This window comes from Aureispira anguillae, from assembly GCF_026000115.1.
Classification (GTDB): domain Bacteria; phylum Bacteroidota; class Bacteroidia; order Chitinophagales; family Saprospiraceae; genus Aureispira; species Aureispira anguillae.
Window position 1 is genome coordinate 7,207,332 of record NZ_AP026867.1, and the last position, 23,573, is coordinate 7,230,904.

The 23,573-nt window shown below is 35.9% G+C and carries 25 protein-coding genes; 8 read left to right on the plus strand and 17 right to left on the minus strand.

Annotated elements, in window-relative coordinates:
* The first annotated feature begins 20 nt into the window (after window positions 1-20).
* Complete coding sequence (locus tag AsAng_RS27985; protein ID WP_264790455.1) at window positions 21-2,606, plus strand: protein kinase domain-containing protein; 2,586 nt, start codon at window positions 21-23, stop codon at window positions 2,604-2,606.
* A 71-nt stretch (window positions 2,607-2,677) separates the two neighbouring features.
* Here the strand turns inward: AsAng_RS27985 and AsAng_RS27990 are convergent, their stop codons facing one another.
* From AsAng_RS27990 to smpB, 9 genes are all read right to left on the minus strand, one after another.
* Entirely contained in the window at window positions 2,678-4,045 is a 1,368-nt protein-coding gene (locus tag AsAng_RS27990) for a tail fiber domain-containing protein (protein ID WP_264790456.1), read from the minus strand.
* 364 nt (window positions 4,046-4,409) lie between these two features.
* Window positions 4,410-5,534 carry a tail fiber domain-containing protein gene (locus tag AsAng_RS27995; RefSeq protein ID WP_264790457.1) on the minus strand — a complete coding sequence of 375 codons (1,125 nt, stop codon included), beginning with the start codon at window positions 5,532-5,534 and terminating at the stop codon, window positions 4,410-4,412.
* 74 nt (window positions 5,535-5,608) lie between these two features.
* A complete protein-coding gene (locus AsAng_RS28000; protein WP_264790458.1) occupies window positions 5,609-6,124 on the minus strand; it encodes a hypothetical protein in 516 nt (171 codons plus the stop codon).
* A 279-nt stretch (window positions 6,125-6,403) separates the two neighbouring features.
* Window positions 6,404-7,054, minus strand: a complete 651-nt coding sequence (locus AsAng_RS28005; RefSeq protein ID WP_264790459.1) for a hypothetical protein — start codon at window positions 7,052-7,054, stop codon at window positions 6,404-6,406.
* Between the two features lie 75 nt (window positions 7,055-7,129).
* Window positions 7,130-7,693: a hypothetical protein gene (locus tag AsAng_RS28010; protein WP_264790460.1), complete on the minus strand. Its 564-nt coding sequence runs from the start codon at window positions 7,691-7,693 to the stop codon at window positions 7,130-7,132.
* 264 nt (window positions 7,694-7,957) lie between these two features.
* The gene (locus tag AsAng_RS28015; protein ID WP_264790461.1) at window positions 7,958-8,512 is read right to left on the minus strand and encodes a hypothetical protein; all 555 of its coding nucleotides are present in this window, start codon (window positions 8,510-8,512) and stop codon (window positions 7,958-7,960) included.
* Between the two features lie 111 nt (window positions 8,513-8,623).
* Entirely contained in the window at window positions 8,624-9,190 is a 567-nt protein-coding gene (locus AsAng_RS28020) for a hypothetical protein (protein ID WP_264790462.1), read from the minus strand.
* Window positions 9,191-9,624: 434 nt separating this feature from the next.
* A complete protein-coding gene (locus AsAng_RS28025) occupies window positions 9,625-10,392 on the minus strand; it encodes a M15 family metallopeptidase (RefSeq protein ID WP_264790463.1) in 768 nt (255 codons plus the stop codon).
* Window positions 10,393-10,586: 194 nt separating this feature from the next.
* A complete protein-coding gene (smpB, locus tag AsAng_RS28030) occupies window positions 10,587-11,048 on the minus strand; it encodes an SsrA-binding protein SmpB (protein WP_264790464.1) in 462 nt (153 codons plus the stop codon).
* Between the two features lie 305 nt (window positions 11,049-11,353).
* On the opposite strand from smpB, the gene AsAng_RS28035 reads away from it, so the two are divergent.
* Both AsAng_RS28035 and AsAng_RS28040 read left to right on the plus strand, forming a co-directional pair.
* Window positions 11,354-11,746 carry a hypothetical protein gene (locus tag AsAng_RS28035; RefSeq protein ID WP_264790465.1) on the plus strand — a complete coding sequence of 131 codons (393 nt, stop codon included), beginning with the start codon at window positions 11,354-11,356 and terminating at the stop codon, window positions 11,744-11,746.
* Window positions 11,747-11,827: 81 nt separating this feature from the next.
* Complete coding sequence (locus AsAng_RS28040; protein WP_264790466.1) at window positions 11,828-12,115, plus strand: hypothetical protein; 288 nt, start codon at window positions 11,828-11,830, stop codon at window positions 12,113-12,115.
* An 88-nt stretch (window positions 12,116-12,203) separates the two neighbouring features.
* Here AsAng_RS28040 and AsAng_RS28045 read toward each other — a convergent pair whose 3' ends face one another.
* Both AsAng_RS28045 and tatC read right to left on the minus strand, forming a co-directional pair.
* Complete coding sequence (locus tag AsAng_RS28045) at window positions 12,204-12,866, minus strand: metal-dependent transcriptional regulator (protein WP_264790467.1); 663 nt, start codon at window positions 12,864-12,866, stop codon at window positions 12,204-12,206.
* A gap of 153 nt (window positions 12,867-13,019) precedes the next feature.
* Window positions 13,020-13,913 (minus strand): twin-arginine translocase subunit TatC, encoded by an 894-nt coding sequence (gene tatC / locus AsAng_RS28050; RefSeq protein ID WP_264790468.1) that lies wholly within the window; start codon window positions 13,911-13,913, stop codon window positions 13,020-13,022.
* Between the two features lie 201 nt (window positions 13,914-14,114).
* On the opposite strand from tatC, the gene AsAng_RS28055 reads away from it, so the two are divergent.
* From AsAng_RS28055 to AsAng_RS28070, 4 genes are all read left to right on the plus strand, one after another.
* Window positions 14,115-14,678 carry a Crp/Fnr family transcriptional regulator gene (locus AsAng_RS28055; RefSeq protein WP_264790469.1) on the plus strand — a complete coding sequence of 188 codons (564 nt, stop codon included), beginning with the start codon at window positions 14,115-14,117 and terminating at the stop codon, window positions 14,676-14,678.
* A 77-nt stretch (window positions 14,679-14,755) separates the two neighbouring features.
* Window positions 14,756-16,186 (plus strand): GyrI-like domain-containing protein, encoded by a 1,431-nt coding sequence (locus tag AsAng_RS28060; protein WP_264790470.1) that lies wholly within the window; start codon window positions 14,756-14,758, stop codon window positions 16,184-16,186.
* 6 nt (window positions 16,187-16,192) lie between these two features.
* Entirely contained in the window at window positions 16,193-17,362 is a 1,170-nt protein-coding gene (locus AsAng_RS28065) for an aromatic ring-hydroxylating oxygenase subunit alpha (RefSeq protein ID WP_264790471.1), read from the plus strand.
* 7 nt (window positions 17,363-17,369) lie between these two features.
* Window positions 17,370-18,446 (plus strand): ferredoxin--NADP reductase, encoded by a 1,077-nt coding sequence (locus AsAng_RS28070; protein WP_264790472.1) that lies wholly within the window; start codon window positions 17,370-17,372, stop codon window positions 18,444-18,446.
* A gap of 76 nt (window positions 18,447-18,522) precedes the next feature.
* On the opposite strand, the gene AsAng_RS28075 is transcribed toward AsAng_RS28070, so the two are convergent.
* The 5 genes from AsAng_RS28075 to AsAng_RS28095 form a co-directional block, all read right to left on the minus strand.
* Window positions 18,523-18,855, minus strand: a complete 333-nt coding sequence (locus AsAng_RS28075) for a hypothetical protein (protein WP_264790473.1) — start codon at window positions 18,853-18,855, stop codon at window positions 18,523-18,525.
* 5 nt (window positions 18,856-18,860) lie between these two features.
* The gene (locus AsAng_RS28080; RefSeq protein WP_264790474.1) at window positions 18,861-19,979 is read right to left on the minus strand and encodes a hypothetical protein; all 1,119 of its coding nucleotides are present in this window, start codon (window positions 19,977-19,979) and stop codon (window positions 18,861-18,863) included.
* 7 nt (window positions 19,980-19,986) lie between these two features.
* Window positions 19,987-20,364, minus strand: a complete 378-nt coding sequence (locus AsAng_RS28085; RefSeq protein ID WP_264790475.1) for a hypothetical protein — start codon at window positions 20,362-20,364, stop codon at window positions 19,987-19,989.
* Window positions 20,365-20,488: 124 nt separating this feature from the next.
* The gene (locus AsAng_RS28090) at window positions 20,489-21,190 is read right to left on the minus strand and encodes a hypothetical protein (protein ID WP_264790476.1); all 702 of its coding nucleotides are present in this window, start codon (window positions 21,188-21,190) and stop codon (window positions 20,489-20,491) included.
* Window positions 21,191-21,260: 70 nt separating this feature from the next.
* Window positions 21,261-22,163 carry a Ppx/GppA phosphatase family protein gene (locus tag AsAng_RS28095; RefSeq protein ID WP_264790477.1) on the minus strand — a complete coding sequence of 301 codons (903 nt, stop codon included), beginning with the start codon at window positions 22,161-22,163 and terminating at the stop codon, window positions 21,261-21,263.
* Window positions 22,164-22,355: 192 nt separating this feature from the next.
* Here AsAng_RS28095 and AsAng_RS28100 point away from each other — a divergent pair, with 192 nt between their 5' ends.
* Entirely contained in the window at window positions 22,356-22,754 is a 399-nt protein-coding gene (locus AsAng_RS28100; RefSeq protein ID WP_264790478.1) for a hypothetical protein, read from the plus strand.
* A gap of 120 nt (window positions 22,755-22,874) precedes the next feature.
* Here the strand turns inward: AsAng_RS28100 and AsAng_RS28105 are convergent, their stop codons facing one another.
* On the minus strand, window positions 22,875-23,471 hold the full coding sequence (locus tag AsAng_RS28105; protein WP_264790479.1) for a TetR/AcrR family transcriptional regulator: 597 nt from the start codon (window positions 23,469-23,471) through the stop codon (window positions 22,875-22,877).
* Window positions 23,472-23,573 lie beyond the last annotated feature (102 nt).

A 23,573-nucleotide genomic window follows, 5' to 3' on the forward strand; every position in this document is an offset into this window, starting at 1 on the left:
TCCGAACCCTTTCTTTTACGATGTCAAATCAATATTATCTAAAACACAGTAGACAAAGTATAAGCTTGGTTGCAAAGCCCTTTGCAGGAGGAGGCGAAGGCGATTTATACGAGGTACTCACGGCTTCTCATAAACAGTATGTTGCCAAAATCTATCATCCACAAAAACGCAGCAAAGAACGAGAAGAAAAAATAGCCTATCTTATTGAACATCCACCAGTTGGTTTGTCTGAAGAGGGGGCGATTGTTTGGGTGATAGATGCCTTATATGATGCCAATTATCAATTTGCTGGTTTTATTATGCCTTTTGCAAGAGGCAAAAAACTAGAGCTGCTTTGTTTGGGGAAATTATCTAGAAAATTAGGGCAAGAATGGAGTCGATTTGATTTTAAGCATAAAACGGCTCTGCAATATCGTTTGCGGGTTTGTTTTAATCTTGCCGCAGCAATTTATCAAATCCATGCGACCAATCACTATGTTTTGGTGGATATGAAGCCAGAGAATATTCTTATTCAGTCCAATGGTTTGTTGTCTATTGTAGATACCGATTCGGTAGAGGTGCTTGAAGATGGAGTGGCAATTTTTCCAGCTCCTGTTGCAACGCCTGAATATAGCCCACCCGAATTTTATCGCCAAGCAGAAGAAAAAAATAAGACCGTTAGGGAATCTTGGGATCGTTTTGGCTTGGCTGTTATCTTTTATAAATTGTTGTGTGGAATTCATCCTTTTGCAGCTTCAGCAAAACCTCCTTACGATCATTTAGTTAGTTTACATGAAAAAATAGAAGAAGGGTTGTTTGTTCACAACAAAACACGGCAAACGCTGCTAAATGTTGTGCCTCCTCCTCACCAGCGTTTTGAAGCGTTGGATCTAGGCCTACAAGATTTGTTTATTCAGTGTTTTGAAGGTGGGCATGAGAGTCCCGAACTTAGACCCACTGCCAATGAATGGTGTGCAGCTTTTTTAGTGGCGATTGGCGATGCTGAATTGGAGGCTCATTTTGCTCATATTATGGGGCTGTGGGGGGACACTGTGGGGCTAAAACGAGTGTTGCCATCTATGTTATACCGAAGTCATGAAATGATTTTAAACCCTAAAAAATGGCTAGAAAATGAACTCAATAATTTTTTTGAAGCTCCCCCTCAACTTCCAATGGCATTGACCAAAGCAATTAGAGGCAGCAATCAAGAAATGAAATTGAAATTAGAATGGTTGGATTATGGGGGCGCTTGGCTCTTATTTATTGTGGGGGCTTATTGGTATCTTTTGTTTGATGTAGAGCTAAAAACTTGGTTGCTCAATGATTTTTGGCTGTGGGACATTTTGTTGATTAATGCAACCTTTATTGCCATTTTGGTAATGGTACAAGTTATTTTCCCTAGACTGGTTTCTTTTGGGCGACATTTATTTTCTCCTCAAGTCCAGGTGCGACGTTTATGGCGAGAATTCAGATTGAGTTACCCCCAGTTGCAGCAAGATTCCGCTAAAGTTAAAGATACGTTGTTGCAACAATTCTTAAAAAAGAATGCCAAAAATATTGCAACCTTTGAGGCATTGAAAGAGCAACATATAGTTCCGCTCCAAACCTATTTAGAACAGCAAGATGGTCTAGTGAAAGGTTTAATGAAAGAGCGAAAAGCGACCATGGATAGGATTCAAAAAAAATATTTAATTCGAGCTGAAACGAATGCTTTATTGGCTGAAATGAAAGGGCGTAGCGTTGTCTCATTAGATAAACGCTTAAGGCATTATTACCAAAAGGAAATCAATGCTATCGAACGAAAGGCTTTGTTACAACCTGATTATCAGAAATTAGATGCACTGCACCAGCAGCACATAAACGAACATCTTGCAGCAACAGAAACAGCTCAAAACAAACTGATGGAAGAGGCAATGTCTGTGTTTCAACTGGATCATTTTTTTGACAAACAGCTAAAAAGCAATTCAGTTGAAAATAAGGTGCTTAAATCTTTGTTTAAGGAATATAACATCAATACACTTTGTGCCATTAAGGCAATGTATTATGATAAAAACCAAAATTTAGTAATTGCCTTAGAACGAGGGGATCATCTTTTGGTGCGTTCACAGCAATACCCTTATTTGGAGCATTTAAAAACATGTTTTTATCAGTATGAAGAGGCCATTGATTACGCTAGAAATCATGATCTTAATTATGGAAAGGAGTATTTTCAGGAACGTTATGCGATAAAGCGGAAAGAAGATGAAAAAGAGATAGAGGAACTAAATAAGAAATATCAGACTAAGAAAGCAAAAAAATTGAAAGCATATAGGTTAGCAAGAACCGCTTATCTGAGTGAGCAGTTTGACTTGGCTCAACTGTTATTAAATGAAATTAAGGCAGCAGAAAAAAAAGAAATCGAAGCCGAAGAAGCTGTTTATGAAGAACAATACCAACAAATTTTTAGTCACAGTCAAACAAAAGTAGAAGAAATAAGCGAGTATTTAAATACATTAAATAAAGACTATAAAATGGAAGTCAAGGCACTATTGACAACTCCTGAGATGGAAAAGCTTAAAATTTCATTTAAAAAGAAGATCGAAAAAGCAAAAGAAGATATTATTAAATTGGAGCACTTAAATTTTTGATCGAAAAAGGGGGCTAGCTTAGAATTTATGAATGGCTAAAACTCTAAACTAGCCTAAAAACTTGAGGGGTATTAATTGGATGGAGCCTGCTCTAATTTTTCTTGCAATTGCTGATACTGTGCTTGGATGTGATTACATTTTTGTTCCAGATGCTTAATGGTAGTTTGTTGTTCTTGAATGGCCTTTGTTAAAACAGGAATTAAACGAGTGTAGTCCACAGCCCAAAGGTCTTGAGCCTCATTTTCTGGGCTATGTACCGCTTCAGGAATAAGCGGTTTTAATTCTTGAGCGATAAAACCAATATCTAAAGCCGATTGTTCCTCAATCTTAATCGTTCCATCTTTATCAGTAGTTGAATGGTGATGTTGATAAATAAGTGGATTGAGTTGAAGTACGGTTTGTAAACCATAAGGGATTGTTTTTCTTGCATCTTTCAAACGACCATCAGAATAGGTTGCCCAAGCATTGGCTCTAGCTCTACCAGTACCTACAGCGGTACTATTGGGCAATTCAAGTGCATAAGCAGGATTGGAAATGGTTTGTAGACCGACTCTAGCATTTCCACGGATGGTTAGTGCTGAGGTACGTATGTTATCACTTCCTTTCATGGTAAATACGATTCCTCCATCTGGGTCAGCATTATTCGCATCTGTTTTTTCAAAAACCAAAAAATCATAATAGGTGCCAATAAAGTCGCCATCGTAATAGATTTTGGCTCGATCGCCAGACACATTACCATCATAGGGAATTGCTCCCACAAAACCAATCCCAAATTCTCCATTGAGTTGTATACCACCTCCATTGATATCTAGGCGTTGGTCAGGATTATTGGTACCAATACCAATATGTTTTGTTTGGGTATTAATGGTGAAGGTTGACCAATCGTCTACATTGGTATATCGAGTTCCTATACGAAATACATTGCCAGAAAGATGAGCTCCATCGTAGTAACCAATCATAGCACCTACAGAACCAGCATCTTGGTACAGCTCAACTCTAGGGTTATCGTCTTCATTATTATCGTCGGTGTCCGCTTCAATTCTGACAACAGCATCATTTGCCGTTCCACTCGAAATATGGGCAAGACTCAAAGGGTTATCGGTACCTATCCCAACTCTTCCTGCAAAATATGCGCCTCTAGCACTAATAGATGCGGATGGCGACTGCCAAGTACTGGCACGGGTATCATCAGCGTGAAAATGAAAAATGCCACCACCACCTAGAGTAGTTGGGACAGCGTCATCGTAACTAATATAGTCATTGTTGGTGTTGGCTGTAGCATCGTGAGAAACATAAATGTCTTGTCCTCGAATCAGTAAATCGCCATTTACATCTAGTTTTTCGAGGGGATTGGTATTACCAATACCAACATTTTGAGCAAAAGAAGTTAAAGGGAGAGTCATCAATAAAAATCCAATAACTGGGGATGTTGATTTCATAACTTTAATTTAAGGGAATCATCAAATTTTGATCATTCGTGTGTTTTTAAATATTTGTATAGTAATGTATGTATTACATAAAGGGGATTAAAGTCAAGCGACTTTAGGCAGAAGGGGGGAGGCGCAGATTACAAATTTAAAAGAATAGAATGGTATATCAAATACAATTTTATTATTTCTTGAAATATAGCTTATTATAAATTGTTATAAAAACACTTGGATAGAGTGTTTTATTTTAGGGATTGGTACAAAGAATTGAGGTAGCGTTTTATTAAAACACTAGAGCTAACTTGGAATGCTTCTTAAATGTAGAAAGGCATTTCAAGTTAGCTCTAGTAAAAAAATAGTAAAGGGATGGCTTACCTTAACGTTGATCTAACTCCTTTTGTAAGGAGAGACATTGTTCTTGGAGCAGTATGTATTTTTGTTCTAAATTTTTGATGGCTTTGTATTTTTCTTGCAATTCTTGGATGGTAGTTTGCTGTTCTTGAATGGCTTTCGTCAATACAGGGATCAAACGGGTATAATCTACAGCCCAAAGGTCTTTAGCTTCATTGCTAGGAATGTAAACTGCTTCGGGGATTAATACCTGCAATTCTTGAGCAATAAAACCAATTGTTGGAGTAGAAGTAGCACTAATTTTAATATTGCCTTCGAGATCAGTGTCTGAATGATGATGTTGATAAGCTAAGGGCTTGAGTTGAAGTACGGTTTGTAAACCATAAGGAATTGTTTTTCTCGCATCTTTCAAACGACCGTCAGAATAGGTTGCCCAAGCATTGGCTCTAGCTTGCCCTACACTTACTGTCGTACTGTTGGGCAATTCTAAAGCATAGGCAGGGTTGGTTATGGTTTGTAAGCCAAGGCGTTTATTTCCTCGAATAGTTAGTGCCACTTCTTGGACATTATCTGATCCCTTTGTGGCGAAAACAAAACCACCATCAGGATCTGAATGGTTATAATCTGTTTTTTCAAAAACCAAAAAATCACTATTATTGGTGCCTTGAAAATGAATATCAAAATAAATTTTAGCTCGATCATAAGAAACATTGGCATCAAAGGGGGGAGCTCCATTAAAGCCAATCCCAAATTCTCCATTAATTTGCATGCCTCCATTATTGAGTTCTAGGAGCTGGTCGGGATTTGTTGTCCCAATTCCCACTCGTCCCGAAAAATAAGCACCTTGAGCGCTAATGGAGGCAGAAGGCAATTGCCAAGTACCAGCACGAGCTTCGTCCGAATGAAAATGAAAAATACCACTCCCTTCTAGTGCAGTTGGAGCAGCATCATTATAACTCATGTAGTCATTATCTGTATTGGTTGCGGCATCATGAGCGACATAAATATCTTGACCTTGGACGATTAAGTCTCCATTTATATCTAGTTTTTCAGTTGGGGTAGTTGTACCAATACCAACATTTTGGGCAGAAAAATATAGCGGTAGCCCCACTATTATTCCACTCATACAAAGACGTATAATTGATTTCATAGTTTTTTTTAAGAAGGTATAACCTAAAATGTTTAGAGGAACAAAAGGATGTATGCCTAAAAAAATATCGGCTTTTAAAAAACACGATACCAAACATTACGACCAAGCGCAAAACCAACAGAAGTCCCTCCAGGAATGGCTAAGGCAGCTCCTAAATTGGTATTGGTAGTGGCAACAGAAACATTAAAGGTAGAGTACCTATGGATAACCATGATTTCGCCAAAATTCCATCCAGCAGCACGGGCATCAGCAACCGTAGGCAAGACAAGAGAACTTGTCCAATTGCCATCTGAAACAAAGAAAGTGGAGGCATTGCCTGGGATATTTCCACTTCCTCCATTGGTGTTTGGACTACGATGATTTTCAGTGAGGCTAGGGGACAAAGCTACTTGTTTGAAAGTGCCATTGGCATCAACTACCACCATGGGGTCACTATTTCCGCCTGAAGTGAGCGTGCGTACTCTGAGTTGACCATTTACATCTAGTTTTTGAGTTGGAGAATTGGTTCCAATACCAACATTTTGAGCAAAGGCAGGTAGACTGCTCATTAGCCAGAAAACCCCACAAAATAGGGACATCATTAATTTCATAATTAGATTTTTTAATTAATTTAATGGAAAACTTAATTCTAAATATTAAGTCATATCTATGGATCACATTTTTTAGAAAGAGCAGCTAAATAAAATAGGGGTGCCTTCAATCATCAAAAAAATGTGATCGCTAAAAAAATGAATCTTAAATTTGGAGTGATTTATATGCTAATTTATCAAGGAAATTAGGACAGGTAGGTTGGGGATTTTGGACAAGGTGGACAAATGAAAGGATCTGTAAAAGAATGGGAACAGAAACAGTCCTTATTTTAATGGTATTTAGCTATTTTCTTCTGCTTGATCAATACTATTTACTAAGTCATAGACTGCAATCATGCGGACTGTATTTTTTTCTAATTCTGTTAGTTCTAATTTTGTGATTTCTAAGGTTTGGCTTGCGATAGCGTCAGGAAGTGCAATTTTTGCAATCTCTTCTTCACCAATGTAAATTTTGTTGACATTGCTTGCTCCATAGCGTTTTATTTGAGCAACGGCATCATTTTTTAGGTCATAGAAAGTGCCATTTTCACGAATGAGTCCTTTCTTTTCATTATTAACGAAAACTTCGGTTCCTTTGTTGGTAATTCTAAAGATATATTCGTTTTCTAGCGTAAGAATATAAATGACGGCATTCTGACCAGGACCAATATAATTTTTATAGGCATAAGCAAAAATAGGATCACCAGCACTGGACAAAAATACGCCATTACCAGAACGTGCATTGTCTTTGGTTAGGATTTGGTCAATCTGGTTGGATGAAATGGCATCTGTCCAAGGTATAAAACCACCTTTAAAGTGTTTGACTTTATTTTTTAGCTCTTTTAAATCTTGGTCAACTTCATCATCAGTAGGCTGAACATTTCTTAAAAATTTTAATAAAAAATAAACCCCTACTCCTACAACAATTAATAATAGTAATATTGTCGACATATAATTAGCAGTTTGTAATACACAGTGCAATAAATCAATGCTAGAGAAGACCCATTGCACTGTGTATTTAGCGTTTTATTGATGTTGAATCTTGTATACCTTTGTACAAATCTTACAATAATTTTTAAATAAATATTGCTTGGCATGTGGCATATCAGGAGAAGGATTTTTTTCATAATCTACCTTATCTTGATCGGGATTCCCTTTTAAGCTACTATTGTGAACAGGACAACGTTCAAACGTTTGTTTTCCTTCATTAGCAGCTCTGTCTTCTGCCTCAAAATTTTTGGCTTCTTTTTCCATTATTCTAGTACAAGAAGCACAATAACGACGATAGTTTAGTTGGTAAGCAAAAGGATATTCGTCTCCAGGTGTGTAATCAGAAGCATCTGCGCGATAATTGTCGCTAAGGCTCATGTGTTTGTTGTGAAGTGGGCAGCGAGACATGGTATTCTTTTCCTCACGAGTCATGCCACTCAATTGTACTGCAATGGCAGCCGCAGAGTTGCCGTTTTTGGCTACTCGTACTTTTTTAGGTTTTTCTGGATTATTATTCCCTTGTCCTATTAGTGTGGTTGAACTTGTTACAAAACAGATTAATAAAAGTAACCAAATTTGTTTGAAATTCGTTTTATTCATTTTTTTATTTGACTTGATTGATATATACACTATGGATAATTGTATTTAGTTGGTTATCAATGTTTTGTTGTATTGAGTGTCAGGAAGTTAATTCTTTGATAATCAACTTTATATAATGTTTTTTTAATTTTTAGATATAAAAAATAGAAAACCCACAGAGTATTAATTGATAAGATGTTATATTTTATAATGGTTGATAAACAAAAATAAAAAAAGCTGAGCATATTGTTCAGCTTTTTTGAGGATGATTTTGGATTCAATTGTTTATTTACTTTTTGCTTTTACAATTTTAGTACAAGTTTTACAGTAGTTTTTAAACCAATATTGCTTGGCATGTGGCGTGTCAGAATTGGGGTTTCTTTCATACATGACTTTGTCATAATCTGGATTTCCTTTTAATTGAACATTGTGAATGGCACAGCGTTCAAATGTATTTTGAATCACGACAGGACTGTTATCTCCTGATTCTTTAGCCATAATTTTAGTACAGACTTTACAATAGCGACGATAATTGAGTTGATAAGCAAATGGATACTCATAACAAGTGGTGTAATCGGAAGCATTGGCTCGATAATTATCGCTCAATGGCATTTCTTTGCCTCGATTGTGTAAAGGACATTCTGTTGCTGTATTTTTTTCTTCACGAGTCATTTTACTGACTTTGTGGACTGTAGCAGCATAATTTTTAGCGGCTAGATAATCACGTTCTCTTTTACTAAGTTTAGCGGGGACGTTTTCTGTTTTGCTTTCTTGTGCTAATAATAAATTTGAAGTATTTACAAAATAGCACAATAAGAAGAAGAGCAAATGAAATTTCATAACATTTGTTTTTTAATTTTAGTATTACAATTTAACAACAGAGCTACTAATCAAACTAGATTCTGTTGTCTAAAGGGGGGAGGGGAAGTAAGTCAGCATAGTGCTGCTCAGTTACTTAAGTTGTATTTTATATATTTTAGTACAGGTTTTACAATAATTTTTAAATAAGTATTGTTTGGCATGGGGAATTTCTGTTTGTGGGGATTTTTCGTAATCAATTTTGCTATAATCAGAATTTTTTAAAAGGGCAGCGTTGTGAACAGGGCAACGTTCAAAAGTAGCCCCATCGGCATTATTAGCCGCTTTTTCTTCCGCATCAAATGCTTTTACCTCTTTGTCTAGTACCTTAGTACAGACATGGCAGTAACGACGATAATTGAGTTGATAAGCAAAAGGATAATCATCCGATTGTCTAAAATCAGAAGCATCTGCTCGATAATTATCACTAAGGCTCATATGTTTGTTGTGTAGCGGACAATGTGCCATGGTATTTTTTTCCTCACGGGTCATGCTACTTAGCTGCACTGCAATGGCAGCCGCACTGTTTCTTTTTTTTGAGGTTTGTGCCTTAGCAGGTTTTTCTTTTTTAGCTGCTTTTTGAGCCGTAAGCAGGTTGGTATTTGCCATCAAACCAATCAAGGTTAATAGCCAAATATAATGGAAGTTAAATGTTTTCATATCGTCTAATTTTGAATGGTTTAGAAGCTTTGATGAATTGTACTCATTTAGATTACCAGCATAAGTAAAATACAGTAAGGAGTATTGAAGCAATAATAGGATAAACAATCAAATGTCAACCTTGTAAGAAAAATTATGGTTTATGTAATTGTGCGTAATCAATATTGCGTTGTTACTTCAAGCTTTCCCTTCAAGCTTTTCTTGTGCATAACCATAGTAATCTTAACTCATCACCCTTTATGAAAAACTTATTGTTAAGCTCCTTGTCAATAGAGAAAGATTGCCCTAGGTAGAACAAAAACAGGCGATTATCTCTTCAAAGTACAAAAATCTCTTTAGAGATACAAAAAGTAGTCTGTATTTCACTTGTTTAGCCTAAATACAAAAAGGATTCCTAAAAGAAGATGTTTAGAAATTTTTAACAATATTGTGTCCTATTCGTCTGGTGAGCAATCCCACTGCATATTAGATAATTTGAACCAAGCACGGCGATAAGAAAAGTGCCACCATTCTGTCGTTACAGTCTTGAAACCGTGAAATTCTAGGGTGTTTCGCAATAACTGGCGATTGTCTAAGACCTGTTGGGGGAGATTTTTATTGGACCAATAAGCTTTTTTACCAAAATAATCGTACTCCGTACCCATTTCTAATTCTTCTCCATTTTCTAGATTAATAATGGTTAGGTCTAAAGCTCCTCCACGGCTATGCATTGATCCTCTAGATGGAGGAGAGACATAACGTGGATCAGGGACTTTTTTCCATAATTTGTACTGAGCGCTTTGTGGACGGTAACAATCAAACATTTTGAAGCCTAGATTTTGTTTTTCTAGTTCGTCTTGGGCTTTTAGTAAGGCTTTGGCTGTTGCCAATCTTAAATAGCATTTGGGGCAGTCATAAATTTGCAGCTTCATGAAATTGTTGGTTGTCGCATAGCGCAAATCCAAGACAATTTTGGGGTAAAGTTCTTTTAGGTTAACCCAGGTACTATCATTTAAATTAAAAATAGAGTCTAGTTCTTCTTCTGTTAGCGCAGTTGGTTGGGGAGGAGTAGAATCCAACAAAATACGATCTATTTGAGTGCTATCAATTAGATGAGTTGCCATTGGCGTGGGCGTGGTATTGGGGGATGAACAGGCAATACACAATAGAGTAATAGTCGTCCAGCTAAGAAGGAGTTTGTGTGCTGCAATTATAGTTTTCATATTCCCAATAGATACTTAGATCGAATTCTTATTTGTAGGTCGGTGAATTCGTGATTTTTGAAGCGTTAGGTGAAAATGAGCGAATGAAAAGGTTATTGAATGCATGAAACCTTTTTATTCGCTCATTTCTACCAATTTGTAACGGTCAAAAATACGCAAAAAATAGAGTTATTCTAAATTTTAGTGCTATCTAATTACTGGTATTTCTTTCTCATACGATCTAAGTCACGTTTTGAATCACGAGCTTTAAGCGCATCTCGTTTATCATAGCTCTTTTTACCTTTTGCCAAAGCAATTTCTAATTTTGCAAAGCCTCGTTCGGAAATAAATATGCGATAAGGAACAATAGAAAACCCTTGTTCTTTAACCTTACCGTGTAGTTTTTTAAGTTCAAATTTATTAACGAGAAGCTTTCGAGGACGTTTGGGAATATGGTTGTTATACGTTCCATATTTGTACTCAGAAATATGCATGTTATTGACATAGAGCTCGCCCGATTTGACGATGCAATAAGCATCACTCATATTGACTTTGCCCGATCGAATCGATTTGATCTCCGTTCCTTGTAATATGATGCCTGCTTCTAGCGTATAAATAAAGCTATATTCATGAGTAGCTTTTTTATTAATGATTTCTATGTTTTTTTTTAAATTCATGGTATAAATATTATGTTCAATCGAAAATTACAAGCATCGTTTTGGCTATAAGCCAATTGTAAGTAAGCTGACAAAGATGTTATAAAATTCATTTTACGATCCATTTCTAAAGAACTAAAAATTAAAGAAACATTCAAAAAAAAACAATGAAAAACTAGGAATTCTAAGAATATACTTCTTATTTTTGACAATGCTTTGATTCAAATTAGTATTTTAGCTACTCTTATCAAAGCACTTTTTGAGTAAAAAAGTTCTTTCAATATGACTTTAATTGTATTGAATAACTTAAATGATTAAAAAATAGAATGAAAACATTAAAAAGCACCTTACTATTAGTTCTTGTAACTACTTTTTTTATAAGTTGTGGCAATGAGGCAACTACAGATCAGTCTAATGCTACTGATGATGCTACGACAGAAACGACTACAACTACTGACGAAAAAACGGCTGCTCCTGCTGCTGTTGCTGATGCCTCTGGAAAAATTACAGATGCTGTTGTTCAGAAAGCTTGTGATTGTCAAGAAAATGCTAGACAAGAGGATGGGACAATTGCCTTTGCTCAGGTAGGAGAATGTATGGGAGGCAAAAATAAAATCCAATTTGTTGCTGATTTGCTAGGAGCAGATGCAACGGAAAAAGAACGAGCAGATGCAGAAAAAGCACTGACAGAAAAAATGAATGCCAAATGCCCTCAATAAAGGGAACCTAATAAAACTTATATACATAATTTAAGGACTATATTTAGTCCATCTTTCTAACTCTTTTAATTATACATAATTATGAAAACGCTAAAAATCTTATCTTTTATGTTGATGTTCTCTGCTTTGGTTGTAAGCTGTGGTGATGCTGAAAAAGCAGCAGATACTCAAGACGCTACTACTACTGTTGTAGATGAGGCTGCTAAAAAAGCTGCTGATCATACTGAAGCTGCTGCTGATAAAGTAGAGGGAGCTGTAGAAACTGCTGCTGATAAAGTAGAAGGAGCTGTAGAAACTGCTGCTGAAAAGGTAGAAGAAGTTGGTGAAAAGGTAGAAGAAGCTGCTAATGAACACGGACACGAGCACTAAGATTTACGCTTAACTGATATAAAAAACACTTGATTGAATTTTTCAATCAAGTGTTTTTTTTGTGGTTGAGCTAGCTGGGGGCTACTTTTTAAGGGCGTTTGATGTATAAATTTTGGGCAACTTTGTGGGTAATGGTATGTTCTGTTTGATTTTGTATCTTAACTAAAAGAGATTGGTCGTACTCAAATACAGAAAGTACTTCAACGACTGTTCCAAGCACTAAATTATATTGTTGTAAATACTGCAAAAAAGGGCTTGAATGTTCTTTAACTCCAACAATAATTGCCTGCTGACCAACCAACACTTCAGAAAGAAAAGCAGGGTTATGGTGTTCAAAATGACCATGTTTGTCAGGGATGGGATCACCATGTGGATCAAACTTAGGAAAGCCTAAAAAGTCATCCAATCGATCGATTAATTTTTGAGATTGAATATGTTCTAATTGTTCTGCTACTTCGTGTACTTCATCCCAAGAAAAATTCAACTTATCCACCATAAAGGTTTCCCATAAACGATGTTTTCTCAGTAATTGTACGGCGGCATCTTTTCCTTTTTTGCTTAAACGAGCACCTTTGTATTTTTCATACAAAACATAGCCCTTTTCGGTGAGGCGTTTTAGCATATCTGTTACAGAAGCAGCAGCAGTATTCATGGATAAAGCAATCGCATTGGTTGCAACGGTTTCATTGTCTTTGCCCGACAATTTAAAAATAGCTTTTAGATAGTTTTCTTCTGTAGGAGAGATGGCCATTAGTAGCGTTAAAAAGGTTATAAAAACAAAAATATAGTGGTTATTTTTTACATTACTCCGTTGAAAAATCGCACCACATTGATTATCAGTATTATATATTTTTTATAACTTAAAGCGTTAAAAAACTAAAAAATCAACGGAGTATTATTTTTATTAACTATTCATTTCTGCTTCCCGTTTTTTAGTTTGTTTAGCAGCAATTTGAATACTAAGCTCATATAGAATATAAATTGGAATACCTATAATAACCTGCGTCATGATGTCGGGAGGAGTAACAAAGGCAGCAACGACTAAAATTAAGACGATAGCATGTCGTCTATATTCTCGCATAAAGGCATCGGTTACCAAGCCCATTTTTGAAAGATAATAGATAATAATCGGAAGCTCAAAGATAATGCCTACTGGCATGGTAAACATAATCATATAGTTAATTAAAGAAGTTGCTTTAATTAGATTATTACTATTGGCTGCATTAATCATTGGCAGTTCATACCCGATCAAAAAATTAATGGCAAAAGGAGCTAGTATAAAATACCCAAAACAAATTCCTACTAAGAAAAGGAAACTGCTCACGGCAACGACTCCATTGGCAGCTTTGCGTTCTTTGGGGTATAAACCAGGTTTTACAAATTTCCAGAACTCCCACAAAACAAAGGGAAAGGCTATAATAAAACCTCCCATGATACAGACTTTGATGTGCAATAAAAAAGCCTCTCCCATATCTAGTGTTACCAAATCGACAGTAGGAGGACTATAGCACATTTTATCTCCCCATTCCATCCACTGAGACAGTTGACACATTAATTGATAGGTTAGAAAGTCTTTGTTGAGTGGTCCAAAGAGTACTTGCTTAAAAATGAATTCTTTGGCAAAAAAAACAAAAACTGCCGAGATACAAACACTTATTGCTACCCGAATTAAATGGATGCGTAGTTCTTCTAGGTGCTCTACAAAAGACATCTCTTTTTCTTCTGTAGTAACAGTTGTTGTTGTTGTGGCGGTATCAGGCATATCGTGGACTCGTAAATAATTTAAAAGAGTCAGCAAAAATACAAAATTATTGCGAATTGGATATAGGCTATCTTAAATTAGATTCGTAAAATCTAAGAAGCAAAACGAAATTAAATGTATTTTAAGCTTGGGTAAGATGATAAACCATTTTGGAAGTAGTTTATTCTATTTTTATCAAATTTTCTTAGTTACTTATCTATTCGCATTGCTCCATCAAAAAACATACAACACCAAGATATGGAAGAATTAATTCAACAAATAGCCTCAAAAATTAAGTTGTCGCCTGAGTTAAAAGCATCTATAAAAGAACTATTTATAGAGCAAAAAGTACCCAAAAAAACGCAACTATTACGGGAGTTTCAGTACTGTCAAAATTTATATTTTTTATCAAAGGGAACAGTACGTACATTCTATTACCATGAAGACAAAATAATTACTTCTTGGTTTTATAATGAGGGAAATTTTTTCTCATCTTGGTATAGCTTTTATTTGCAAAAACCTAGCTTTGAGTATGTTGAGGTAGTTGAGGATTCTACAATTTATAAGATTAGTTATGATAATTATCAACTACTATTAGACCGTCATAGCGACTTTGAACGTTTTGGACGATTATTAGCAGAAGAATACACGGCATTTATCGATCAATATTCAAAAGGCTATATGTTTTTGTCTGCTAAAGAAAGGTATCAACTGTTACTGACTTATTTTCCTGACATTGAATTGCGAGTTAAATTAGGAGATATTGCTTCTTTTTTGGGAATTACACAAGAAACATTAAGCCGTATTCGATCTAGAAAATAGTTTTTGATGTAGATCAAAAAAATAGTTATTCGACTCCCATATCTTTGTATTGTTCATTAATAATTACACAAGAATATATGAAGAAAATTAAATGGAGGTCCATTTTAGCTTTACTATTAATTATTACCATCATCTATTTTAATTGGACATGGGGATGGTCAATTGTATTTTTATTATGGTTAATACCTGATCTCTTGACAGGGGTGACTTTTTTGATGGAACCAATAGAACGGAAGGAAAACCCAATTTTGTATTGGGCTATTTTATTGGTTTGGGGCGTATTGAGTGTATTGCTTCTTTTGGATGAATTTGCCCCACAAACCTTGCCTAAAGGTTGGAGTTCAGCAGATACGGATCTATATATAAGTCAACAGGATGGTAGTTATACCATAGACTATAAAAAGCATTTGGAGGAAAAAGATACCTTGTTTTATAAGAGCCATATCTCTAATGGGTTTAATGTTGTAGGAATTTCGACTTTGACAACCTTTAAAAATAATGAGGTAGATTATACTTTAAAAGAACTGTGGGAAGCCTTTGGGCAAGAAGATATTTCAGCCGTTATTCCTGACATTATTGACGATAAAATTTATGTGATACAGTCTGATTTTGATAAAGAAAAAGCAGGATATTTTACCTTGACTATTGGTTACAAAACGGCTAGCCTCAATACTATTTACGAAGGATTAAATGGAGTAAGCGTAAAACCTTCAAAATATGCCGTTGTAGAAATGACAGAGCAACCAGTTGAACAACTTGGTTTTGTATGGGAAAAAATCGCCTTGTCAGATTTGCCTGCCACCAATCTCAATAATGTAGAGGTTTATCATTATGATTTTGAGAACAAACAAACGACTAAAATAGATGTTTGGGTTGCTGTACCGACAAAAAAAGAAGATTTTAAACCAATTGAATCTTCGCTAGTAAGTATGCCAAAAGATAGTTTAGGGGATACCTCTACTGTGGTAAAAGCACAAAAACTAAAAACACCTTACCAAGCTCCCAAGGATAGATTGAGCAAAGAAGAACCGATTAAGACTCAGGTTATCTATCCTACCCAAAAACAGAACTCCTTTACAATTGTGGGGCTCCAAGATAGAACAAAACATGGAGATGAAAAGGCTATGAATCAATGTATAGGAGCATTGTGGGAAGCATTTTTTCAAAAGAATTATGCGAAGCATATTTATGACATTATAGATTATGACAAAATTTATGTTAGCTACACCAATTATACAGAGGAGGAAGTTACCATAACGCTAGGGTATCGAACAAAATCTGGAACGGAATTTAATCGTAAGAAAAACTTAAAAAGTAGCCTAATCCCCACTAATGACTATTATCACTTGGAAATTGATGGCGCATCTACTGACTATAGCGGAAAGGATTGGGCGGTTTTGGATGAGGTAATGGCGTATCGTGCTGCTACAAGTGCCGATTTTGAGGTGTATACATTTGATGAAAAATACAATATAACAAAAGCCTATCTATGGATTGGCAAAAACTAAGAATCAATGGATGGAAAAAAAGGAATGCCTATTTTGCCAGTAGAGGCTTATACTTCTCAAGAATGGTTTGAACAAGAGCAAGAATTAATTTTTGGTAATACTTGGCAGTTTGCTGGTTTAATAGAAGATATTCAAGATCCAGGAGATTATATTACGGTGCAATGTGGTCGCCAAAATATACTAGTCGTCAAGGGCAGAGATCAGCGGTTAAGAGCTTTTCACAATTTATGTCGCCATAGAGGAACACAATTATTGCGTGCTGTTGGCAAAAAACAAAAAGCCTTAACCTGCCCTTATCATGACTGGAGCTATGATTTGTCAGGACAACTGATTAATGTTCCTGAAAAAGAAAAAGAATTTCCTGATTTAGAATTGGATAAAATTTGCTTGCACAAAGCGGCTGTAGATATTTGGAGAGGAATGCTTTGGGTGCATCCTGACCCTAAGGCAATGCCGATTACCGAATGGTTTAAAGGGTGTAAAGAGCACCTTGGTCCTCATCAGCCTCAACGCTTAATAGAGTATCCAGATACTCGTTATGAAAAAGAGATTAAAGCCAATTGGAAAATTGTTGTAGAGAACTATATTGATGTTTATCATTTGGCACATCTACACTCGCACACCTTAAATATGTACGATCATTCAAAGGCAAAATTTGGTTTTGTTGGAGATCACTATATGTTTTGGGAGCCTCTTGCCAAGGCTTATTTTGACCATTTGGATGAACTCATCCCTTTTAAGCGAATTCAAGAAATGACAGATGAATACATCGGCGCTTATGTTCCTTGGCTTTTTCCAAGTGTTGGTTTGGCAGAGGGAGAGTCAAGTTGGTCTATTTTTCAGGTGATTCCATTGGCAGCCGATCGTACCAAAGTCATTGTTCGTTCAAAAATGGAAGAAATGAGTGATTGGGAATATTATAAACAAGGAGAAAAGTCCAAGAAGAATTGGAAACGAATTTTAGGATTATCGACCAAATATGAATCTACTGATCCTAACGACCCTATGGCAAGTGGCGATTTTATGGAAGAGGATATTTATGTCTGTGAGCAACAACAAAAGTCACTTAAAAATCCACTGTTGAGTGTAATGCATACCGCTCAAAATGGAGAAAGTACAATTCGTGATTTTCAAAAAATTGTACAAAAATGGATGCAACCCAATCGCAAAAAATAAATGAAATATGTCAATGGAATTTAATGATTTAGTCGTTACAGCAGTTCATAAGCCAATCAAGGAAGCCATAACGGTAACTTTTGAATTGCCCACAGCACTACAGACGGCTTCTAGTTATCAATATTATGCTGGACAGCACCTAATACTTAAGCTTCACATTGATGGAACAGAGTTTCGGAGATGTTATTCTTTAAATAGTTGCCCTTATAGTGATGCCTCGTTACAAATAACGATCAAGCGAGTCAAAGGAGGTGTTGTCTCTAATTACCTGAATGACCAACTACAAGTTGGAGATAAGGTCTCGGTGTCAACTCCCCAAGGTAGATTTTTTGCAAACATAAATGCCAACGCTTATAAAAGCTATTTTTTATTTGCAGCAGGCAGTGGCATAACGCCAATTATTTCTATTCTAAAATCTGTATTAGAAACCTCTAAAGATGCTTTGGTTTACTTATTTTATGGAAATACAGATCAGGATAGTATTATTTTTAAAGAGGAGCTAGATGAAATAGCACAAAATTACCCAGACCAAGTGGGGATTGTTTATACCTTAAGTGCCCCTAAAGTTTGGACAACGTGGGAAACATGGAAGGGAAAAAAAGGAAGAATTGATGCCTCCTCAGTAGAATGGTTTATTAATCAACATCCTCCAATTGCACAGCAGACAGAGTATTATAGTTGTGGTCCTGGTGCTATGAATACCACAGTTAAAAACACCTTGCTGGAATTAGGCATTCCCAAAGAGTTGATTCATATTGAGCAATTTGGAGCAACTGAGGAGCTTTCTAATGAGATGGAAGGAGTTGACAAGGCTCAACTGACGGTTTCGCTGGATAGGCAATCGCATCAGTTGAAGATGACAAAGGGCAAAACAATTTTAGAAACGCTCAAAGCAGCAGAGGTAGCATCTCCTTATTCTTGTGAGAGTGGTGTTTGTGGTACTTGTGTAGCAACGTTAGTAAAGGGAGAAGTTGTGATGAAATCTTGTATGGCATTGGATGATGAGGAACTAAAAAAAGGATTAATTTTGACTTGTCGTGCACTGCCTAAAACAGAAGAAATAGAGGTGAAATTTGAACGCTAATAAAAATTATTTAGAATAGAATTGGGGCTAAAGCGTAATTTACGCTTTAGCCCCTTTTTAGTATTTATTCTTTTGATTATTGAGGACAACCAGCTTGTACCCAATCGTCTATTTTTTTTCTGTCAGAGGCAGCAATTAGACCACTTGCTGGCATAGGATTGTTGGCATCATTGACTCGTTGGACTAGGGTTCCCTGTAATGTAGCATTGCGAACATTTTGATAGGTACTTAGATCTAAATTTGCGCTAGGGGCTGTCCCTTGATGACAAGAAGTACAATAATTGTACATGATGTTTTGAATGTCACTAGAATAAGTTACCGTAACAGCTGGCTCTGTTTTATCACAGCTTTGAAATAAAAATAAAAAGAGCGTAAGAATAATTATAAGATTATTTAGTGCTTGATTCATAAGATTTAATTTTGAACAGTAATGTTATTGATATTAATTTGATGTTGTCCTTGGGGAGTAATTGTTATGCTTTGGCTAGGATGTGTGATGTCTCCTGCCGATGGGTAACCGTCCTGATTTTTATCAGCAATGGCCGTAACGTAATAATTGCCAGGGTGTAAATAGGTAAAGGTAAACTGATGTTGAGTGGCGATTAATTCAGGAAACAATAAGACATCATCAAAGGCATTCATTTGTAGATAGCCCAATGGATCTGTTAAAGCCGTTTTAGATAAATACAAAAATATAGGAACGCTATCAATTGCTGAGTTTTTAACCAGATCAACTTCTAAATACCCTAAATGTGGATAATCACTAATAATATAAGGATCGCCAGAACCTGCTGCTAAGGTAAGGAGGTCAGCATTGCCTTGATTCAGAAAAGAAGCTGATTTTGGAGCAGTATCTCCTGCATTAACATATAGATTGCTTTGAACAAATCCATTAGAAAAATCATGTTCTACTATATTTTGAGGAAAATTTAGCGTCGTTGCTGCTGTTTGGGATAAATCAAGATTTCTTTTCTTGCCTTTGAAGGTCATATGACGAGTAGGAAGTTCCATAAGCCCAAGGCGACTGGTATAAGAATTAAAATATAAGCTATCTTGTTTGAATTTTAATTCCATATACATCAATCGATCACCACCAATAGCATCTACCAAACGATAATATTTGCTGCCATCAGAATCTTCCCGTACGCTGTCCATGACAAAATAGCTGGTTCTGTAAATACCATTTAACAAACCACCGTTACGAGCCATGATGGTTCTTGTATTTTTAAAATCAGTAACAAAAAAGGAAGTAAATAAATTTCCCATAGAACCGCCTTCAAAAATGCCATGAATATGAGCAGCAGAAATGGCTCGGTAATCAAATGCAAACCAATCGTAGTCGTCTGCAATAACACGGTTTTTACCCACCCAATGCCCTTGCATTTTTTCTAAAAAATCAAACCCATCTGTCGTAATATCAACTGGTTTGATGACTAAAGGAGGAGAGGGGGTAGGATCAATGGTTGTTTTGGTACAGGCAAAAAAAAGCCCCATTATAATCAGTGTGATTATAACAATTAACGGTTTTTTCATAATACTATTATTTTTGTCTAATCCATAATTCTGTGACAGGATGTGCCATCACATAGGTTGTTGCTTCTAGTGTATCTTGACTTTTTATTTTGATGCAAATGGTTCGAGATGTATTGCTTGATGAAGTGGCGCCAGAAATACCATCTACATAAACGGAATCTTGGAAAGTCAGTCCCTTAAAAAGAGTGAGTTGATCGTTTTTAGTGTATTGACTTGTTCCATCATTGTAGTAGAGAATTTTACCCGTAAAGCCATTTCTTTTGGCAACAATCTGATAGTTTGCCCGATAAAAAGAGTTGCTTACTTGCCAAACGCCAACCAAGGTTTGCTCTTGTTTAGAGCAAGCTATTATTGTTAGTAGCAAGAAGATGATCATTTTTTTCATACACCATAGCCTTTGTTAAATGCTTAATAAAACAAAGGTAGCGATTCAGAATAGGTGTTTTTTTGATCTAGATCAAAAAAAGAATTCAGGTTTGTTGTTTGGAAAAAAAATCCCTAAAAAGGAACTACAAACGCTCTCTGATAATAGCAATTAGATCCTCATTTTCATAAGCTTTTTTGTCCGCTTTGATTTCCTCTATGAGGTCTTCTTCTAAATAAATTTCAGCAAAGAGATGGCGGGCATTATTCTTTTCAGAATTATCTCTAGAGTGATAATTATGTAGCAACTGTATGGCTGCAATTTCTTTTTGTAAAATTTTGTTGTTTTCAATACTATAAGCCGAATCGATTTTGGGAGATTCATTCGTACTCAAACCACGACTAAAAATGCTAACTAAGTCACGGGGTTTGCGAACATTAGAGCCTAACAAGCCCTCTCTGTTGACTTTATTGTGCACTTCCAGATCTAGTTCCGTAACCTTTCGAGAGAGCAAAAAATCATTTTCCTCCAAGCCCAAGTCTTCGCCCTCAATGGGGTCTTTATCCATTTTGGGGTCCCGCTGCGCTTTGGCAGGAGGAACAGAAATGCCTTTGTTGGCCGCCTCTGCTTCTGCTCTTTTTTGTTGTGCTTTTAGGAGATCCGTTTGTTCTGATTTGATTTCTTTTTCCTCTTCAACACTACTAGCATTTTTTTTGTCTTTTTCTAATGCTGCATTGATGCCCATCAATTCTTCGTCTTCTTTATCAGCAAAAAGAGTATTAATAGAACGTTTGTCTAACTGTTCTTTTTCCTCTTCATAAATTTTAGATGCTCTTTTTTTTGCCATAATTGATGGGTTGCTTACACAAAGAAATTAACAATTAAAAGTACTCTTTTTTTTTAGAAAATCCTAACAACTATGTATGTAAAAATTCGTAAACTAATCCTTCTCGCATAGCATGTTCAGAAACAATCAAATGATCGGTGTCAATTTTTTTGTGGATAAAATCAATTAATAGAACTGACATAACAATGAGTTTGGCACGAGTAGAAGTTAGGTTTTTCATCTTAAGTCGTTGTTCAAAACTAGCACCAACAAGTTGTTTTTGAGTAACATCAAAGTCTTTGGCATCAATATAACCAAAGGGTTGCCCTGCTTCTTTACTACCAATCATATTATCTAAAACATCAAATGATCCAGAGGCTCCCACCAAATACTCTATTGGATAAGAAGGGAGGAGAGCAACTAGATCAGCAAGCATACCTTCAAGGTATTGGTTAAGTGCTTGTATCTCCATTGTGTTGATGGGGTCAGATTGATGAAACTGATCAAATAAAACGGCAACGCCAATCGGGTAACTTTTTGCCCAATAAACCTGTTGGTTGTCAGCGATGATAAATTCAACACTACCGCCGCCAATATCCATGATGAGAGAAGGAGATTCCCCCAGAGGAGCGGCAAGCCGAACACCCTTGTAAATCAAAGAGGCTTCTTTGGCTCCATCAATAACCTGAATGGTGATCCCAGATACTGCTTTTGCTGCTTCAATAAAGGCCGCTTGGTTACTGGCTTGTCGTAGTGCCGCAGTTCCTAGGGCAATCGTTTTGATATTGGGATAATCTTGCAAAAAGCAGCCAAAAGAACGAAAGGCATCAACGCCTCGTTGAAAAGCTTTGGGACCAATGGTATGAATCCCCTCTTCGGCTAGGTCTACATAATGTCGATCCTTGAAGGTTCGTTTAAAATGACCTTTTGAATCTACTTCAAACAGACTTAAGGTAAAGGTGTTTGTTCCGCAATCAATAACAGCTATTTTCATTTTTTTATATTTGGGGGATTAATTTTTATGACCCTTGAACAATTCCAACGCTTAGGACAAACTTACTAAATATTAATTGTATATTTTAGTTGTTAGTTAGCGAGTTAGGAGCAATGAGTTGCGCAAGAATTATTTTTTTTTATCTTAATTGGTGTAATTTTTTAGAATTGTTTGCTTTATAATTTAGTATAGATGAAAAATGAACTTTTGGATGAAGAATGGATCGAATCAAAACCCAATTATAACTCACTTATTCTATGGTGGGAAAGCCGTAGATTGAATTACAATTTGATTGTAGGCATAGCTGGTCTGGTTACGTTTATATTAATCATATTAATAAGTACGAGTAAACTAAAACTATTAACAGGAGAACTGTTAATAACCTTTCTGGTAGTTGCTTTCGGATTTGCTTTTTGTTATAATGTTATTTATACGATTGGTTGGGGCTTAGATCTATTGCTCAAACGCTTTTTTAATAAAGAATTGAGTGTATTAACGAAGACAATCTTTTATTGGAGTTTGATTTTGTTATCTATGATCCCGTTTTGTATTTTTTTATACTTAGCATTCTACTACAGAAAACATATCTAGTTTATGTTACGCAAATTTGCACAAAAGGTTAAGATATAAATCATGAATTTATGCTGATTTGTGGATCAAGGTTAAACTCGATAAATTATTGATATAAAGATATGTTATGTGTAAGTTGGCTTATTTAAAAATGCCTTTACTTTTCATCAAAAAATAACTATCAAAGGCTTCTTTTATAGAAATGCCATGTTCTTGCAAAAACTTAGGGTTGGAAACGGCTTGGATAAACATTTTGTCGGTAAGCGCAAGTATTTTAGGATCGATATCATTTAACACTCCCATCTCTATTCCCTGTTGATAAAATTTTTGAGCAGCGTAAAGTGCCCTATCGCTAAATGCATCCATTTTGTGAAATAATTCAGGGTGTTTGACCTTTGTATCGTGCAAAAACTGCCCCGAAATCTCAGCCAACATGATAGAGGCCGTTTTTATAATTTCAAAAAAGCGCTCCGAAAAATCGATGTTATCATCAGCCAATAAATCTTCAAGATAAATAATCTCTTGAATTTTGTGTTTGACAACCGCATCAATGATTTCATCTTTGGAGGAGAAGTATTTGTATAGAGTAGCTTTGCTAATATTTAGTTTTTTAGCAATCTTATCCATGGTAAATTTCCCTAGACCATATTGCAGATATAAGGTAGCAAGCTCTTTAACCCATGCTTCTTTGACATAGGGATCATCAACTCGTTCTTTGTCTAGTGGTTTTCTACCCATTTATTGATCTATTGAGCATAAAAAATTGGTTGTATTAGATAACATCTAAGGTTGGTTAAAAAATACCTGCTGATGATGTAGCCGTATGATTGAAAATCAGAT

Coding starts and splice junctions, on each gene's coding strand:
- AsAng_RS27985 (WP_264790455.1), top strand. CDS start 21: ATGTCAAATCAATATTATCTAAAACACAGTAGACAAAGTATAAGCTTG.
- AsAng_RS27990 (WP_264790456.1), bottom strand. CDS start 4,045: ATGAAATCAACATCCCCAGTTATTGGATTTTTATTGATGACTCTCCCT.
- AsAng_RS27995 (WP_264790457.1), bottom strand. CDS start 5,534: ATGAAATCAATTATACGTCTTTGTATGAGTGGAATAATAGTGGGGCTA.
- AsAng_RS28000 (WP_264790458.1), bottom strand. CDS start 6,124: ATGAAATTAATGATGTCCCTATTTTGTGGGGTTTTCTGGCTAATGAGC.
- AsAng_RS28005 (WP_264790459.1), bottom strand. CDS start 7,054: ATGTCGACAATATTACTATTATTAATTGTTGTAGGAGTAGGGGTTTAT.
- AsAng_RS28010 (WP_264790460.1), bottom strand. CDS start 7,693: ATGAATAAAACGAATTTCAAACAAATTTGGTTACTTTTATTAATCTGT.
- AsAng_RS28015 (WP_264790461.1), bottom strand. CDS start 8,512: ATGAAATTTCATTTGCTCTTCTTCTTATTGTGCTATTTTGTAAATACT.
- AsAng_RS28020 (WP_264790462.1), bottom strand. CDS start 9,190: ATGAAAACATTTAACTTCCATTATATTTGGCTATTAACCTTGATTGGT.
- AsAng_RS28025 (WP_264790463.1), bottom strand. CDS start 10,392: ATGAAAACTATAATTGCAGCACACAAACTCCTTCTTAGCTGGACGACT.
- smpB (WP_264790464.1), bottom strand. CDS start 11,048: ATGAATTTAAAAAAAAACATAGAAATCATTAATAAAAAAGCTACTCAT.
- AsAng_RS28035 (WP_264790465.1), top strand. CDS start 11,354: ATGAAAACATTAAAAAGCACCTTACTATTAGTTCTTGTAACTACTTTT.
- AsAng_RS28040 (WP_264790466.1), top strand. CDS start 11,828: ATGAAAACGCTAAAAATCTTATCTTTTATGTTGATGTTCTCTGCTTTG.
- AsAng_RS28045 (WP_264790467.1), bottom strand. CDS start 12,866: ATGGCCATCTCTCCTACAGAAGAAAACTATCTAAAAGCTATTTTTAAA.
- AsAng_RS28055 (WP_264790469.1), top strand. CDS start 14,115: ATGGAAGAATTAATTCAACAAATAGCCTCAAAAATTAAGTTGTCGCCT.
- AsAng_RS28060 (WP_264790470.1), top strand. CDS start 14,756: ATGAAGAAAATTAAATGGAGGTCCATTTTAGCTTTACTATTAATTATT.
- AsAng_RS28065 (WP_264790471.1), top strand. CDS start 16,193: ATGGATGGAAAAAAAGGAATGCCTATTTTGCCAGTAGAGGCTTATACT.
- AsAng_RS28070 (WP_264790472.1), top strand. CDS start 17,370: ATGTCAATGGAATTTAATGATTTAGTCGTTACAGCAGTTCATAAGCCA.
- AsAng_RS28075 (WP_264790473.1), bottom strand. CDS start 18,855: ATGAATCAAGCACTAAATAATCTTATAATTATTCTTACGCTCTTTTTA.
- AsAng_RS28080 (WP_264790474.1), bottom strand. CDS start 19,979: ATGAAAAAACCGTTAATTGTTATAATCACACTGATTATAATGGGGCTT.
- AsAng_RS28085 (WP_264790475.1), bottom strand. CDS start 20,364: ATGAAAAAAATGATCATCTTCTTGCTACTAACAATAATAGCTTGCTCT.
- AsAng_RS28090 (WP_264790476.1), bottom strand. CDS start 21,190: ATGGCAAAAAAAAGAGCATCTAAAATTTATGAAGAGGAAAAAGAACAG.
- AsAng_RS28095 (WP_264790477.1), bottom strand. CDS start 22,163: ATGAAAATAGCTGTTATTGATTGCGGAACAAACACCTTTACCTTAAGT.
- AsAng_RS28100 (WP_264790478.1), top strand. CDS start 22,356: ATGAAAAATGAACTTTTGGATGAAGAATGGATCGAATCAAAACCCAAT.
- AsAng_RS28105 (WP_264790479.1), bottom strand. CDS start 23,471: ATGGGTAGAAAACCACTAGACAAAGAACGAGTTGATGATCCCTATGTC.